This window comes from Ectobacillus polymachus (genome assembly GCF_048159605.1).
Lineage (GTDB): Bacteria > Bacillota > Bacilli > Bacillales > Bacillaceae_G > Ectobacillus > Ectobacillus polymachus.
In genome coordinates this window covers 1-15,290 of sequence record NZ_JBLREB010000001.1, presented here as the reverse complement: position 1 = coordinate 15,290, position 15,290 = coordinate 1, and the positions used below count along the sequence as shown (strand labels likewise).

The 15,290-nt window shown below is 37.3% G+C and carries 17 protein-coding genes and 1 riboswitch; of the genes, 5 read left to right on the top strand and 12 right to left on the bottom strand.

All coding sequences use genetic code 11. The annotated features are described in order from the left end of the window. Positions 1-80: 80 nt before the first annotated feature. A complete protein-coding gene (gene ahpF / locus ACM5BR_RS00085) occupies positions 81-1,613 on the bottom strand; it encodes an alkyl hydroperoxide reductase subunit F (protein ID WP_416825121.1) in 1,533 nt (510 codons plus the stop codon). A gap of 12 nt (positions 1,614-1,625) precedes the next feature. Next, positions 1,626-2,189, bottom strand: a complete 564-nt coding sequence (gene ahpC / locus ACM5BR_RS00080; RefSeq protein WP_416825119.1) for an alkyl hydroperoxide reductase subunit C — start codon at positions 2,187-2,189, stop codon at positions 1,626-1,628. A 344-nt stretch (positions 2,190-2,533) separates the two neighbouring features. Here ahpC and ACM5BR_RS00075 point away from each other — a divergent pair, with 344 nt between their 5' ends. The 4 genes from ACM5BR_RS00075 (at position 2,534) to ACM5BR_RS00060 (ending at position 5,508) form a co-directional block, all read left to right on the top strand. Then, positions 2,534-3,217 (top strand): HAD family hydrolase, encoded by a 684-nt coding sequence (locus ACM5BR_RS00075; RefSeq protein WP_416825117.1) that lies wholly within the window; start codon positions 2,534-2,536, stop codon positions 3,215-3,217. Next, positions 3,207-3,863, top strand: a complete 657-nt coding sequence (locus ACM5BR_RS00070; protein WP_416825115.1) for a DUF1801 domain-containing protein — start codon at positions 3,207-3,209, stop codon at positions 3,861-3,863. Before ACM5BR_RS00075 ends, ACM5BR_RS00070 begins: the two co-directional genes overlap by 11 nt. Positions 3,864-4,080: 217 nt before the next feature. Further along, on the top strand, positions 4,081-4,509 hold the full coding sequence (locus ACM5BR_RS00065) for a VOC family protein (protein ID WP_416825113.1): 429 nt from the start codon (positions 4,081-4,083) through the stop codon (positions 4,507-4,509). Between the two features lie 465 nt (positions 4,510-4,974). Then, positions 4,975-5,508, top strand: coding sequence for a hypothetical protein (locus tag ACM5BR_RS00060; RefSeq protein WP_416825111.1), 534 nt, complete (start codon positions 4,975-4,977; stop codon positions 5,506-5,508). Positions 5,509-5,661: 153 nt separating this feature from the next. Here ACM5BR_RS00060 and ACM5BR_RS00055 read toward each other — a convergent pair whose 3' ends face one another. The 3 genes from ACM5BR_RS00055 to ACM5BR_RS00045 are packed head-to-tail and all read right to left on the bottom strand — an operon-like array spanning position 5,662 to position 7,677. Further along, positions 5,662-6,504: an oxidoreductase gene (locus tag ACM5BR_RS00055; protein ID WP_416825109.1), complete on the bottom strand. Its 843-nt coding sequence runs from the start codon at positions 6,502-6,504 to the stop codon at positions 5,662-5,664. A 37-nt stretch (positions 6,505-6,541) separates the two neighbouring features. After that, positions 6,542-6,898, bottom strand: coding sequence for a GIY-YIG nuclease family protein (locus ACM5BR_RS00050; protein WP_416825108.1), 357 nt, complete (start codon positions 6,896-6,898; stop codon positions 6,542-6,544). Between the two features lie 23 nt (positions 6,899-6,921). Beyond that, positions 6,922-7,677 carry a DUF2087 domain-containing protein gene (locus ACM5BR_RS00045; protein WP_416825106.1) on the bottom strand — a complete coding sequence of 252 codons (756 nt, stop codon included), beginning with the start codon at positions 7,675-7,677 and terminating at the stop codon, positions 6,922-6,924. Positions 7,678-8,152: 475 nt separating this feature from the next. On the opposite strand from ACM5BR_RS00045, the gene ACM5BR_RS00040 reads away from it, so the two are divergent. Beyond that, positions 8,153-8,869, top strand: a complete 717-nt coding sequence (locus ACM5BR_RS00040; protein ID WP_416825104.1) for a DUF4386 domain-containing protein — start codon at positions 8,153-8,155, stop codon at positions 8,867-8,869. Positions 8,870-9,172: 303 nt separating this feature from the next. Here the strand turns inward: ACM5BR_RS00040 and ACM5BR_RS00035 are convergent, their stop codons facing one another. The 7 genes from ACM5BR_RS00035 to ACM5BR_RS00005 all read right to left on the bottom strand — a co-directional run bounded on the left by ACM5BR_RS00035 (position 9,173) and on the right by ACM5BR_RS00005 (position 15,278). Next, positions 9,173-9,496, bottom strand: coding sequence for an energy-coupling factor ABC transporter substrate-binding protein (locus ACM5BR_RS00035; RefSeq protein ID WP_416825102.1), 324 nt, complete (start codon positions 9,494-9,496; stop codon positions 9,173-9,175). Next, positions 9,496-10,167 carry an energy-coupling factor ABC transporter permease gene (locus ACM5BR_RS00030; RefSeq protein WP_416827799.1) on the bottom strand — a complete coding sequence of 224 codons (672 nt, stop codon included), beginning with the start codon at positions 10,165-10,167 and terminating at the stop codon, positions 9,496-9,498. Before ACM5BR_RS00030 ends, ACM5BR_RS00035 begins: the two co-directional genes overlap by 1 nt. A gap of 119 nt (positions 10,168-10,286) precedes the next feature. Then, positions 10,287-11,138, bottom strand: a complete 852-nt coding sequence (locus tag ACM5BR_RS00025; protein ID WP_416825100.1) for an energy-coupling factor ABC transporter ATP-binding protein — start codon at positions 11,136-11,138, stop codon at positions 10,287-10,289. 12 nt (positions 11,139-11,150) lie between these two features. Further along, a complete protein-coding gene (cbiQ, locus tag ACM5BR_RS00020; protein ID WP_416825098.1) occupies positions 11,151-12,044 on the bottom strand; it encodes a cobalt ECF transporter T component CbiQ in 894 nt (297 codons plus the stop codon). Positions 12,045-12,190: 146 nt separating this feature from the next. Next, positions 12,191-12,373: riboswitch (cobalamin riboswitch) on the bottom strand. A gap of 174 nt (positions 12,374-12,547) precedes the next feature. Continuing rightward, a complete protein-coding gene (locus tag ACM5BR_RS00015) occupies positions 12,548-14,326 on the bottom strand; it encodes a DHA2 family efflux MFS transporter permease subunit (RefSeq protein ID WP_416825096.1) in 1,779 nt (592 codons plus the stop codon). Positions 14,327-14,339: 13 nt separating this feature from the next. Then, on the bottom strand, positions 14,340-14,993 hold the full coding sequence (locus ACM5BR_RS00010) for an HlyD family efflux transporter periplasmic adaptor subunit (protein ID WP_416827798.1): 654 nt from the start codon (positions 14,991-14,993) through the stop codon (positions 14,340-14,342). 165 nt (positions 14,994-15,158) lie between these two features. Further along, positions 15,159-15,278: a zinc ribbon domain-containing protein gene (locus ACM5BR_RS00005; protein WP_416827797.1), complete on the bottom strand. Its 120-nt coding sequence runs from the start codon at positions 15,276-15,278 to the stop codon at positions 15,159-15,161. Between the last annotated feature and the right edge of the window lie 12 nt (positions 15,279-15,290).

The following is a 15,290-nucleotide window of genomic DNA, read 5'->3' as shown; positions in this document are numbered from 1 at the left end:
AAAACAGATCAATTACTTATAATTAGCCATCAGCGCAGGCTGAAGATGACTACACTGATGGCTTTATATTATAAGCTTGTTCAATAATTTCGGATTAGATAATCAAATGCACCTAACGCAGCATTCGCACCCGATCCCATAGAAATAATAATCTGCTTATATGGACTATTGGTACAGTCACCTGCAGCAAACACTCCAGGTATATTCGTTGCTCCATGGTTATCCACAACAATCTCACCGATTCTAGTACGTTCGACCGTTTCCCCTAACCAATCGGTATTTGGTACAAGACCAATCTGAACAAACACACCTTGCAATTCAATATGATGTTCTTTTCCTGTTTCACGGTCAACGTAGGTAATGCCGTTTACTTTGTCTGTGCCGGTAATTTCTTTTGTTTGAGCGTTCTTAATAACTGTTACATTAGGAAGACTGTAAAGACGTTCTTTCAGTACAGAATCAGCTTTGAGCTCTGAATTATATTCAAAAACTGTTACATGTTTTACAATTCCGGCGAGATCAATCGCCGCTTCAATACCGGAATTTCCGCCGCCAATAACAGCTACGTCTTTCCCTGCAAACAATGGACCATCACAGTGAGGGCAGTACGCTACACCTTTATTCTTGAACTCTGCTTCGCCGGGGACACCAATATTGCGCCAGCGGGCACCTGTTGTAAGGATAACGGTCTTGCTCTTTAGAACAGCACCATTTTCCAGTTCAATTTCAATAAAATTTTTCTTTTCTAAACGTTTAGCACGCTGCAAATTCATGATATCGATGTCGTACTCTTTTACATGTTCTTCAAGACTTGCTGCAAGCTTAGGACCTTCCGTGTGCTTTACACTAATAAAGTTCTCAATGCCTATTGTGTCCAGGATCTGACCGCCAAAGCGTTCAGCAATAATACCTGTACGAATGCCTTTGCGTGCAGCATAGATGGCTGCGCTGGCACCGGATGGGCCGCCTCCAACAACAAGCACATCATAGGGTTCCTTATTAGAAAGCTCTGAAGCATCTGAAGTATTCCCCATCTTAGCAAGGATTTCTTCTAGTGTCATACGACCGCTTCCAAATAATTTCCCATTTAGGAAAACAGTTGGTACTGCCATAATGTTCTTGCTTTCTACCTCTTCTTTGAACGCGGCACCATCAATCATGGTATGCGTAATGCCGGGATTTAGAACGCTTAACACGTTCAATGCCTGCACAACATCTGGACAGTTATGACAGCTCAGGCTTACGTAAGTTTCAAAATGATATTCTTCTTTTATGCTTTTCACCCGGTCAATGACGCTCTCTTCAACCTTTGGAGCTCTACCACTCACCTGCAGTAGTGCTAGCACGAATGAAGTAAATTCATGACCAAAAGGAAGACCAGCAAAAGCGATCCCAGTATTTTCACCGATGCGATTCACACTAAAGCTTGGTGTTCTCTCTAATGTTGTTTTCTCTACTTTAATTTTTGACGACATGGCTGACAGCTCATCAACTAGAACCAGCACATCATTTGATAAATCGTCAGAGCCTGCACTGACTTTGAGCAGGACGTCATTTTCCATCAGTTGTAGATATTGATTGAGTTGTACCTTAATTTCTGCATCAAGTATCATTTGCTACACCTCTTAAATTTTTCCTACAAGATCAAGGCTTGGCTTAAGGGTTACGGAGCCTTCTTTCCATTTAGCTGGGCAAACTTCACCAGGATTGTTACGAACATATTGTGCTGCTTTAATTTTATTAATAAGCGAACTAGCATCACGGCCTATACCATTTGCATTAATTTCAATAGCTTGGATGACACCATCTGGATCGATGATAAAAGTACCGCGATCAGCATGACCTGCTTCTTCTATATACACATCAAAGTTTTGGGAAATGACATGTCTAGGATCACCAATCATCGTATAAGTAATTTTGCCGATTGCTTCTGAAGAATCGTGCCATGCTTTATGTGTAAAATGAGTATCTGTTGAAACGGAGAATACTTCAACTCCAAGTTCCTTAAGTGTTGGGTAATTTTCTTGCAGATCCTCTAGCTCAGTCGGGCAAACGAAAGTAAAATCAGCCGGATAAAAGCAAACGACACTCCAATGACCTTTTAGATCTTGATCTGTAACTTCAATAAATTCTCCATTTCTGTAAGCTTGTGCTTTGAATGGTTGTACTTCTTTTCCAATAAGAGACATAATAAAATTCCTCCTAAATTTGATTTTTAAAAAATTATAGATACTTTGTTCAGAACATACTGTTGAACTTTGTTTATAATTATTATTAATTTATATTTATTATTATATAGTGTTTATTTTTTATGTCAACAATAATTATTATAATTTAATATTAATTATTGTTTAGTTTTTATGTCTTCGGATTAGGCGTTATTGGAGGGGCAATAATTGGCTTATTTTTAGAGGAATTATTACCAATATTGTTGAAAAAGAAACTCAGGATCTACATCTTCAACTATCGATTCACATTTGTTGAATAGGGATTGACTAGGTTATTCAGCAATGGTAGAAAGGGAGAGAAAACAATGTTGCAATCACTGATTTTTGATATGGATGGAACTCTATTTCAAACAGAAAAAATTCTAGAATTATCACTTGATGATACTTTTAACCATTTACGGTCACTAAATTTATGGGATACAGTAACCCCTATTGATAAATACCGTGAAATTATGGGTGTACCTTTACCAAAAGTTTGGGAAGCTTTGTTACCTAATCATTCCAATGAAGTAAGAGAACAAACGGATGATTATTTTCTGGAAAGATTAGTTGAAAACATAAGAAGTGGGAAAGGTGCTTTATATCCTAATGTAAAGGAAGTTTTCAGTTATTTAGAAGAAAATAATTGTTCAATTTACATAGCTAGTAATGGTTTAACGGAATATTTACAAGCAATTGTGAGTTACTATAAATTGGATAATTGGGTTACTGAAACATTTAGTATTCAACAAATACAAACGCTCAATAAAGGAGATTTAGTTAAAACAATTATAAAAAAATATGATATAAAAAAGGCAGCAGTAGTTGGAGACCGTCTATCTGATATAAATGCAGCTAAAGATAATGGATTGATTGCAATTGGATGTAATTTTGATTTTGCACAAGAAGATGAACTTGCTCAGGCTGATTTAGTAATAAATGACTTAATGGAGTTAAAAACAATATTGTCCGAATATAATTGCAGAAGGGTGTTCCTTTATGACAAATAGTAGATTGAATCCTAAGGTTGATGAATTTTTAAGTAAATCTAAAAAGTGGAAGGAAGAATATGAGAAGTTGAGAAATATCGTTCTTGACTGTGAGCTGACCGAAGAATTTAAGTGGATGCATCCTTGTTACACATATGAGAAAAAAAACATAGTTTTAATACATGGATTTAAAGATTATTGTGCGCTTCTGTTTCACAAAGGTTCCTTGTTAAAGGATGCCCATGGGATTCTAATCCAACAAACGGAGAATGTACAGGCGGGGCGCCAGATTCGGTTCACCAATGTTCAAGAAATAGCCCTGATGGAACCCATCTTGAAAGCCTATATTTATGAAGCCATTGAAGTTGAAAAAGCCGGTTTAGAAGTGAAAAAGAAAGAACATAAAGAGTTCATAATACCTGAAGAACTTCAAAATAAATTCGATGAAATGCCTACTTTTAAAACTGCTTTTGAATCATTGACACCGGGACGGCAAAGAGCATACATTCTTTACTTTTCTCAGCCCAAACAATCCAAAACTCGAGAGTCAAGGGTGGAAAAATATATCCAGAAAATTCTCGATGGAAAGGGATTAAATGATTGTACTTGTGGGCTATCTCAAAAGCAGCCCAACTGTGACGGCTCACACAAGTCATTGGATAAATAAGATATAGTCTCACTTTGCGTTAATTCAAACTCTTTTTTAAACTAAAGGAATGACTTTACTTTACGATTAATTTACAAAAACTTATATTGCGAACAAATGTTCTTTTGTGTATCATTAAGTTATGGGTAATAATAGAAATATGCTTCTTTTATTACTTCGATGGAAGCACAGCTTTTTAGTTATTGATTATATTTAAAAATAGAGGAGATGACTATTCATGACGCTGAAATTGATTCCGTATTTAGTAATGGCTGGAAATGCAAGAGAAGCAATTGATTTTTACCAAAAGGCATTGAATGCAGAAATACTCTTTTCCCAATCTTTTGGAGAAATGCCTGAAAACCCAGAATTTCCATTACCTGAAGATGCAAAGGAACTTATATCTCACGCTACATTAAAGGTTGGCGAAACAGAACTTATGTTTTCTGACACTTTCCCAGGTCAACCACATTCAAGTGGAACACAAGTTACCATTTGTATTACAACAGATGACGCAGAAAAATCAAGACAGATGTTTGATGCATTAAAGCAAGACGGTCAAGTGACCGTGCCATTGCAAAAAACCTTTTTCAGCCCAGCTTATGGCAGTGTAATAGATAAGTTCGGTGTTGGTTTCCAAATTTTCACTGAAGGTCAACATCAATAATTTATTGATCTGATTTTTATACGAATCTTTTCCCATCATGAACTACATACTCAAACTTTAGAAAGAACGGCTCTGTTGTATTGTGCAACAGAGCCGTTCTTGTTGTTTTGGAAAGCGTACCTTGTTCGTTGGAGTGAAACTAACTGCTGAAGAACCTGATAGGAATGTTTTTATGTTAGAAGGAAAGTTAAGTCCCTCCTCCTTATTCTTTGAGTGTAAGTTTCCCAGACTTTAGATAATAACAAATGCATCACTCCCTTAAATTCTTATTTTTAGAGGAATTATTGACGCATTGATTGCAATTGAAACTTGCCTGTTAACTTAACTATCGGGATAAAATAGCGTTACATAATTTTTGTTACAGAATGGGGATTACATATTTGTAAGAACATATACTTTTGTCCAAGCCATAATTATAATCTTGCCATTTAATAGTATGAGTGATAATGGAAGAGTGGTGAGAATATGAGCAGTAATGAAAAAAATCTTAATCAGACGATTAGGCTCCGAATCGTAAAAGAAGATGGACAAGAAGTTAATGTTGGTTCTCTTGCTGATAAACGAAAAATTGTAATCGTCATTAACAACCAGTTTACAAGTGCACCCAATACTACACAAATTGCCAGTGGAGCTGGACGAAACAGCGCAGCCGGGAGTAATGAGGCAATCGATTCATCGAATACCGAGCAGCAACAAGTTGTAGGCGCTAAGGGGCAAGCTACCAATACTGGTATGAATGGTGACCAGACTGAACCACATGAAAAGGATAAAGAGCACTCGGAAAATGACGAAGAAATTGTAATTGTCATAAATAATCAAGTAAATACAACAAGTACAGCACAGGCTAGTGCTACTCAGGTTGCAAGTGGTGGTGGAGATGATAGTGCATCTGGAACTAACGCTGCCATTGAAAGCTCCAATACCAAACAGCAACATGCAGTGGCAGGAGATGGATCGGCAATCAACTCAGGTGAAACTGCCAACCAAAAAGAAGTGTGACTTTATGGAAAAGCCTGCTAATAGGAGCAGGTTTTTTATGTTAAGGCTAAAACGAAAAGCATAATTTGATTCATCTTTTTTCAAAACATGCTCTATTCTTGTGCTCGTTTATCAGGGCTAGTGTCATGATTTGGATTAAACTTTATTTCAAAGTTACATCTTTTTATGTAAACGTTGTAAAACAAGGCGTTCCCACTGTTTCCACGAAACCAATTGCTTAAAAAATATCCCTGCCTTTACTCCCTTACCAATCGGATAACGAAGAGATACATTTGGCTGCTCTGCTATTTGAGCAATTTTCTCTGCTACTTCCTTTGGATCTCCAAATTTGCTTTCTCCTTTATCCAAATAGCTTTCTATTTGACTCATATAATCATAGTAAGGAGATGATTCAGATGCTTCGGTTATGTGCTTGCCACTTGACCAAATATTCGTTTTATACGAACCGGGTTCTATCAAAATAACCTCAATTCCAAACGGTTTTACTTCTAAACGAAGGCATTCGCTCCAGCCTTCAAGCGCATGCTTGGATGCTACATAAGGAGATATCCCTGGAAATCCGATTCTTCCGCTAATGCTGCTCATATTAATAATTTTTCCATATCGTTGTTTTCGCATAAAAGGGAGAACAGCTTGTGTGACTCGAATGACGCCAAATAGATTCGTCTCAAACTGTCTTTTGTATTCCTCAAGCGGTATCTCTTCGACAAACCCACCCGCTGCATATCCAGCATTGTTAACAAGAACATGTACTTGTTGCAATTCTTCCAGAGCAGGAAGAAACTGTTTCATAGACTCTTCAGATGTTACATCCAATTGGTGAACCTGAATCCGATTTGCAACCCCTATTCTCTTCGCTTCCTCTACTAGATTAAAGCGGGCATCTACGTTTCTCATCGTTGCAATAACATCATACTCACGTTTTGCTAGTTCCAATGCAGTTAGCAAGCCAAATCCGCTTGAAGTCCCTGTAACAACTGCTACCTTTCTTTCCACATCTTACCCCTCTCTTGTCACTTGTATTGATCCTATATTAACAGGATTTCTTGCGATTATATCCTCGTTCTCCATATGGTTGAAGTTGTTCTACCCATTTGTCCTCAATTTCTAACAATGCTTCTTTCTCATTAAAATACGGGGTATCTTTCTTTTTAAGAATCTCCAATACTTCAAAAGTGAAAGCATCTTTCCCAAATTGGCGCCATTCTTCTTGAAGCTCTTTATTGGTATGACTACCCATATCAAGCGTAAACTTTGCCCCATTTAAGCTTTTCAAGTTTCTCGTGCTTCCGATAAAAATCTTTTGGTTTTTCATATTTTTAATTTGGTAAACTCCTGCTTCAATAGGAGTTTCTTTATAAAGTTGCTTTAGTTCCTTTTTACGGTCCATTTATTTTCAACTACTTCCTTGGATTATTTTTTTAGCCAATATTCGCTTCCATCCGATTTTCTATCTAATAAGCCGTATTCGATTAAATATCTTCTAATCATGACATAATCATGATAAACAGCCTTCAAAATTTGATTTAATTCCTTTTCATCATACGTACGTTCACTATCCAGATGTTTTGCAATTTCCCGAAGGACAATAAGCCGTTGCTTTTCTTTTGGAGGGAATTTCGTTAAGCATCCTTTTGATCCTTCCGTGAAAAATTTGTTTATGATTTCTTGCTGCTCTTCTTGTGTAATATCATATCGATCATCCACTAATCTCGCTGTTTTATGAGGAGGGATAAAGGCTGGTGCATACTGATCTTTTTCTTTTAATAATTCCATAATTGCCAAAAAGACCTTAGCTTGACGTTCCTTCTCTTTTAATGCAAAACGGTGGTGCCTAATCGTAGAAGTGCTGCCTATACCCATTTCTTGCTGGACATCTTTATCGCTTTTTCCTTGATAAAAGTAGCGAAGGAGATGATTCTGATGTTCGGTTAGACCCGTAAGTTTTTTATCCATTCCGATTAAGTATTCAAATACCGATTGGTGGGTGCTCTCAATATGAATACGCGTATACCTTTCTGCGTCGTAAAGCATATTCTCGTAAGGGTAAATCATTCCCTTTTCTATTTTCTTGCCGCATAGCAAGCAAATATAAGAATCCTTTTCCTGAATATATCCTCGTTTCAGTTCATCTAGTGAGGCATTCCAAAAAAAATCCGATAGCTCCATTATAAAATCACTTCCAAATTTTATTTTCTAAAACACAACATATAAAAGAAATGTTTGCTTAATACCAAACATATTAATATATAATTTATTCATCGTCAATCAAATTAGTGAACGAATTATGCATATGTTTATTTATTAAACAAACATAATAGAAAAATGTTTGTTTAATAAGTAAAAAGCAACTATAAAATCATCATTTCTTGAAATATCGCCAGCAAACATTCTTTTTACAAAAAGAGTTTGCAGGGAAAAGTAAAGGAGAGATTGCCAGCCATAAATGAAACAAAAAAAAGAAGCTAATTACCTACTAGATAGCTAACTTCTTTCTTCACAACTGTAAGTTTCTCCTTATCCCTTTACCCCCTGTTCGGCCGATTTTATTAACTACCGGGCAAGTTCGTTTCATGTTCTACTCACACCTCCCATAACGTAATGTATCAGTGAAACAATTTGTTTAAAAAGGGGAGATGAAAAAATGAATACTAGCAAAAAAAGTACATTAATTATAGGGGTACTGTTTATACTTGCAGCAGTTACAGCAATAATAGGTCTAATTTTATATGACCCTATCCTAAATGGTCCCGATTACCTGATTAAAGGTTCCGAACACGCCAACCAGGTGATACTGGGAGCACTTATGGAATTAATTCTTGTCGTTTCAGCGGTCGGTACTTCAACAACGATGTTTCCGTACTTAAGAAAGTACAACGAAACCATAGCTCTTTGGCATGTTTGCTTTAGGTTTCTTGAAGCCGTTATTATTACTGTTGGTATAATCAGTGTATTGTCCCTATTGACCTTAAGCCGGGAATTTGCTACAACTGCAACTCCAGATATCGCCTCTTTTCAAGCTGCAGGTACAGTATTAAAAGCAATACATGATTGGACATTTTTACTTGGTCCCAATTTTATGCTGGGCATCAATACAATGATGTACAGTTATATATTTTATAAATCCAAGCTCGTACCCAGGTTTATACCCATCTTAGGTATGACAGGTTCAGCACTCGTTTTTCTTGCAGCCTTATTAGAAATGTTTGGTGTCATTACTCAACTTTCTGTTTGGGGAGCCATTTTAAGTCTGCCCATAGCAGCTAACGAAATGATTTTAGCAATATGGCTTATCATTAAAGGATTCAATACATCTGCACTCGCTTCCATGTGTTCAATCAAGAAAACGATCGAGAGTTGATGGCAACCACCATTTAAAACACCTGATAAAATCAAAAAGGCGGGGATTCACCGCTTTTTTTAGTTTTTTGGTTATTTGAAAAATACAAGATAAACCCCGAAACCAGAAACCAACACCCCAATATTTGTTCTTAAAAATCAAAAAAAGCTAACTACCTACTCGATAGTTAACTTCTTTAAATCTCCCCTTACCCCCTGTTCGGCCGATTGCCTGGAGGAAGGAAAATGGATAATACAAGTGCTACTCCTGCTAAAACGGGCGGCCTGTAACAAAAATCATCTATAACTTATATAGCAAAAGTATTTAACTTTCTTTCGTTTTTTGAAGTTTTTCTTGCTTCGTTCTTTCTACAAATCTTCCCATGAAGAAAGCTAGTATACCGACTCCAATTCCTGTCTGTACACAGAATAGTAAACTCTCTATCTCGCCTGGTAATTCCCCACCAATCCAAGTTTCCATAACAGGTGTAAACCAAGGCTTATAATTGGTACCTGTAATCTCAGCAACAACTTTGCTTCCTGCATCATCGGAACCACCAAATTCAGCACCCTTTAAAGTAAATAATGGTATGATAGCAATCAAGGCTGCAAGAACTAATAAAATAATAACTTTTTTCTTCTTTGACATTATTTTTCACCTCTATATAGAAATCCAATACCTTTCATTTCTGATTTTGCATAGGTTTCAAGGGTCATAATGATAACAACGGTCAGAATACCTTCGATTATAGCGAGCGGAACCTGTGTCGGTGCAAATACTGCAAGGAACTTTGTCGCAGATGCTAAGACACCCCCATTTGCAGACGGATATGCCAGTGCAAGCTGAAAACTGGTTACGCAATATGTAAAAAGGTCCCCGATTGAAGCTGCAAGAAAAATACTTACATTCTTACTTACTTTCAGTCTCTTGCATAATATATAAATCCCATAAGAAAGTAGAGGCCCTGCAATGGCCATAGAAAAAGTATTTGCACCAAGAGTAGTCAGTCCGCCATGTGCAAGCAGAACTGCTTGGAATAAAAGTACGATAATACCCAATATACTCACCGGTACAGGTCCGAATAAAATTGCGGCAAGTCCGGTACCCGTCATATGTGAACAACTTCCTGTTACGGATGGAATCTTTAAAGATGATAGTACGAAAATAAATGCGCCTGCCATAGCAAGCATAGTAATAGATTTACGATTCTTATCCAATGTTCTCTTTATTGATAAGTATCCAGCCACTAAAAATGGTATACAGAGAACTCCCCAAGCAATACAGAACTTTGGTGGAAGATATCCTTCCATGATGTGCATTGCATTTGTCACTGGGGTTATTGCAAAGACTAATGCAAAAACTGTAACAAAAGTGATAATTTTCTTTTCTTTCTGATTCAATTTCTTTTTCCCCTTTTCCCTTTTAAATTTATATTTATCTAAACTAAACCCCTAGAAGTAAACTGTTCCTCAAGCATTTCCTTGAATTCATGAACGCTTTTGGGATAATACTTTATATCCTCCAGCAGATTTTTATGTACAAATAACTCATAAATTTCAAACAAGGTTGGCTGTTTTAAATTTGCCTGTTTTAGGATTTCCGTATCCTGAAAAATTTCAAGCGGTCTTCCATCTGCAATAATTTTTCCCTTACAAAATACAAGAACTCTCTCAGCCCATCTGTATGCGAAATCCACATCATGGGTTGAAATCATCATTGTCTTGCCCTCTGAGCTAAGCTTTGCTAAAACTTCTTCTAACATCTGTGCATTTAAAGGATCAAGTGCTGCTGTTGGTTCATCAAAGATAATGATTTCAGATTTCATAGCAATGATATCCGCAATAGTAACACGCTTTTTTTCACCGCCACTCAAATAGTGAGGCGGACGATCCTTAAAATCCGATATGTTCATATATGCCAGTGCTTCCTCAACACGTCTTATCACTTCCTCTTTGGGAAGCTTTAAATTCATAGGGCCAAACCCAACTTCTGCCCTGACCGAAGATGCTATAATTTGATTATCTGCATCTTGAAATACAATACCTATATTTTTTCGAAGCTCGTTTACATTTTTTTTATTTATAATTGTACCCCGATAAATAACGTTTCCCGCCTCCGGTGTATAGACACCGTTTATATTCAAGAAAAATGTGGACTTTCCTGACCCATTGGTACCCAGTACAGCTATTTTCTCACCTTCATATATATCCACACTTACACCGTTCAGCGCAGGATTTCCATTTCCATAGACGTAATACAGATCTTCGATTTTTAATATTGGATCTTCCATAATAGCCCCTTTCTATCTTGTAAAGCCCCAGAGCAGAATTAAAAATAATACGAATGCTACTGCTGTGGCAATCTGTTTTGTCTCAACCTTTTTATCTTCCTCCAAAAAAATAAGCTCTCCATCGAAACATCTGGCCTCCATGGCATCATAATATGCATTAGCCCTTTTCAAAGAAATTATCAGCATATTGCTAGCAATATTTCCAAAGGTAAAATAGGAAGTTTTCATATCACAGTACCCTTGACGAGACTCTGCAGAATTTTTCATTTTAATAAAGACATCCATTAAGATGAAAATATAACGGTAAATCATATTCATCAGTTCTATAATAATCTTTGGTATATGTGCTTTGTGAAGCACATATATAATCTCTGATGATGGAGTTGACAGTGCCATCATCTGCAAGGCACTGATAGCTGCAAACACTTTCAAGATTAAAAAAACCGCTTCCATAAGCTTTGCCTGAGAAGTATACATATAATAGAAACCAAGATATAAGTTATACTGTCCCATAGGCTGCCTTGAAAAATCAATGGCAATGGTAAAAGTGGCTAGAAGGATAAAACCTATTTGAATCAGGAGTATTGGCATATATTTATGTATGGGAAGCTCGCCTTTTATAATTGTTATATAGGCCATTGCAAGGATGACTGCCACAGATACATATGGGTTGTTCAATACAATACACAAAATCAGTGTCAGCACAGAAAGAGATACTTTAAAAGTAGGATTCCAGTGTCTGATTTTAGACATATAAGCATAATAATCAATTGAAAACCCTTCGCCGTGGTTGTGTCCCATTCTATGGCGATGGCGATGTTCCCCATCCCTACACTTCTTATTTTTCAATATAAGATAAATTATGGAAGTTAAAATCACAATACATAACATAATAATTATTCCCATGTTGCACCTCCCTTCAATTTTTATCCCATGCAAATAAAAAATCCTTTTAACTGAAGTGTTAAAAGGATTTCATGATAAAATATGCCTATTCTATGAAATAAGCAAATTAATCTTCATTATAATGCCTTCCCTATCACTCGTAGAGGTTACAGAGCAAAATATAGGCAGGTCTTCTGACTCAAGAATCATTATTTAAGTACGCCTTCCCTGTATGCAAGTGGCATATTGTACTTAAATTCATCTAATACAGCTACGGGATAGTTCAGGAATGTCACCTGATTCCCTTTTAATTAATCAAAACTGATTAAACCTATATCCTATTATTAAATTTTATTGTTCTTGTCACGAACGCTTCTATTTATAAAATATAACATGATTACTATAATTATAGAACAACATTTGATTAATTATTCAGAATTAAATGTTTCTATTAAAAAGTGGATAAAAGCAAAAAAGAAGCTAACTACCTAAAAGATAGCTAACTTCTTCGTAAGTTTCTCCCCTTATCCCCTGTTCGGCTTATTGCCTGGGGGAAGGAAAATGGATAATACAAGTGCTACTCCTGCTAAAATTGCAGCGATTAAAAATGCGTCATTAATACCGTTTACCGAGGAAACCTTCATAACTTGACCGTATAGTGCCGCCGTGCCGAGTGACGAGCCCGTTTGCGGTGATACATTTGCTACGGCTGCAATGCTCTGACCCATCTGCGTAATATTCTGGTTCATAATTGGATTCGTCGATGTAATCGCACTTGCATAGTCTGCCGCATGGAACGTTGTTTGTCTCGTCATGAATGTAACAAGGATCGCTGTCCCAATCGAACCAGCTATTGAGCGAAGTGTATTTTGCGATGCTGTCCCATGTGAAATCTGCTTCAATGGTAATGCGTTCATTCCTGCTGTCATAATTGGCATCGAGATAAACGCCATCCCGAAGGAGCGCATGATGTAAATTCCGACAATCGTAGCATAAGGGGTATCCAGCGTAAGCTTAGATAGCTCATACGTACCGAATGTCATCAAAATTAATCCAAAAATCGCAAGTGGACGAATACCATAGCGATCAAATAGCTTTCCAGCAAATGGTCCCATTAGTCCCATAATTAATGATCCTGGCAACAGTAGCAATCCGGAATCAAGCGGTGAAAAGCCGCGAATGTTCTGTAGGTATACAGGCAACAGAATCATACCGCCATACAGTGCCATCGTAATAATGAAATTGATGATAATCGTAAAGGAGAAAGCTGGAATCTTGAAAATGGTTAAATCCAAGAGCTTTGTTTCTGCCTTGAGCTCCCACCAAACGAAGACAATAAGACCAATCACTCCAATTGCGAGCATGGCATCGACTTCTGTGCTGTCCCATCCTTTATTTCCTGCTTCACTTAATGCGTATAACAGACTGCCAAAGCCAATGGTAGAAAAAATAACTCCGGTTACGTCTAATTTCGGTTTAGACAGTGGCTGTACGAGCTTAAACCAACGTATGGCCATCAAAAAGATGACAGCTCCTATGGCAAACATTGCATAAAACATGATCTTCCACGTGTAGTTTTGAATAAGCCAGCCAGCAATCGTTGGTCCAACGGCTGGTCCTAGAATCAATGCTACACCAAGAAGCCCCATCGCCGCGCCGCGTTTTTCTGGCGGAAAGAGCGTCATAAATATATTCATTCCTGTTGGCATGAGAATACCTGCTCCAACTGCTTGCACAAGCCGACCTGTTAACATCATTGGAAAATTACCAGAGATAGCACAAATAATAGAGCCGACTGTGAAAAACCCTATAGCGATTAGAAAAAGTCTTCGATACGTAAAGGTTTGAATCAAATAAGCACTAATTGGTACTAAGATTCCGTTTACCAGCATAAAACCGGTGGATAACCACTGTATAGTAGATGTTGATACATTGAACTCATTCATTAAATCTGGTAACGCTACGTTAATAACGGTTTGATTAAGAATGGAAAAAAACATACCTAAGATTAGTACGAGTAATACCAATCTGATATTAAGCGCAGGGTCTGCTGCCAGCTTCGGAGCAGCTTTCTTTGGCGCTGGAATCTCTTCTGCTCCTTCTTGCTTGTTTTCTTCCACTGCTTGTGTTAACTCTTTGGCTTCTTTTTTCTCTTCTACCAAAGTGTCCTTCTGCTTTGGCATTGCAGAAGCAAGCGGTTTTGTACGATCACTCTTATTTTTTTGTTTTCGTAACAGCACGTTCACAATGAAAAATACAAGGATACAAAAAAGTGCATAAACTGCAATCATGGTTGAGAGCATGTAGTCCCCCCCCTTATTTATGAATACGAACTGTTACATTCATTCCCGGTACAATGTTTAAGGATTTATTGTGGTTTAACGAAATTTTCACTGGAATGACCTGTGTAACTTTTGTATAGTTCGCATTCGTATTACCGCTTGGCAGTAAGGAGAAGGTTCCGGATGTTGTTAATCCAATTTGATCTACTGTACCTGTTAAGACCGTATTCGGATAAGCATCCACATACACATCCACCTGTTGCCCCTTTTGTACTTGATCAATATCTGTTTCTTTAATATTTGCTGTTACATATAAATTGTTCATATCGTAAGCATAAGCGATTGGTGTTCCTGCCCCGACAAAGGATTTTTCTGTCGCATTAGATTGAACGATTGTTGCGCCAGCTGGCATTGTAATATCTGCCTGCTGCATTGCAGTTGGTGTTTGGAATTCTACGGTACCAACTTTATCGCCGGCATTGTATGATTTACCGACTTCTCCCGTCCAAGATATCAGCTTGCCTGCTGTTGGTGCTGCGATTGGAATGGCTTTTCCATCAATCTTGGCATTATTTGTTTTTAAATAGCTTGATGATTGATTGTAGTAATAGTAACCAAGAAAGCCACCCCCTACTAATACAATCAATGTAATGACATTGATAAGGAATAAACGACGAAATGAATTCATAAGGACTCTGCTACTAAAAACATAAACAAATGTACGCAATGTCCACTTATTTACGCTAGATTTTTCCTGCTTCATGGAACCCGACCTCGCCACTTGCCCGCTACTATCGTGGTATGGCTCTCTACAGGCGTACATTCCGAGGTAGCCCCCCGTACTCACTTTCGATTATCGAGCGGTGATAACCGTAAAGTCTTTTGCATATTTCAGATTTAAACTGGCATTAAAATCTCTATCCATTTCCATTCCACAAGTGTCGCATTTGTATGTCCTTTCGGATAATGGCAATTGAACTTTCTT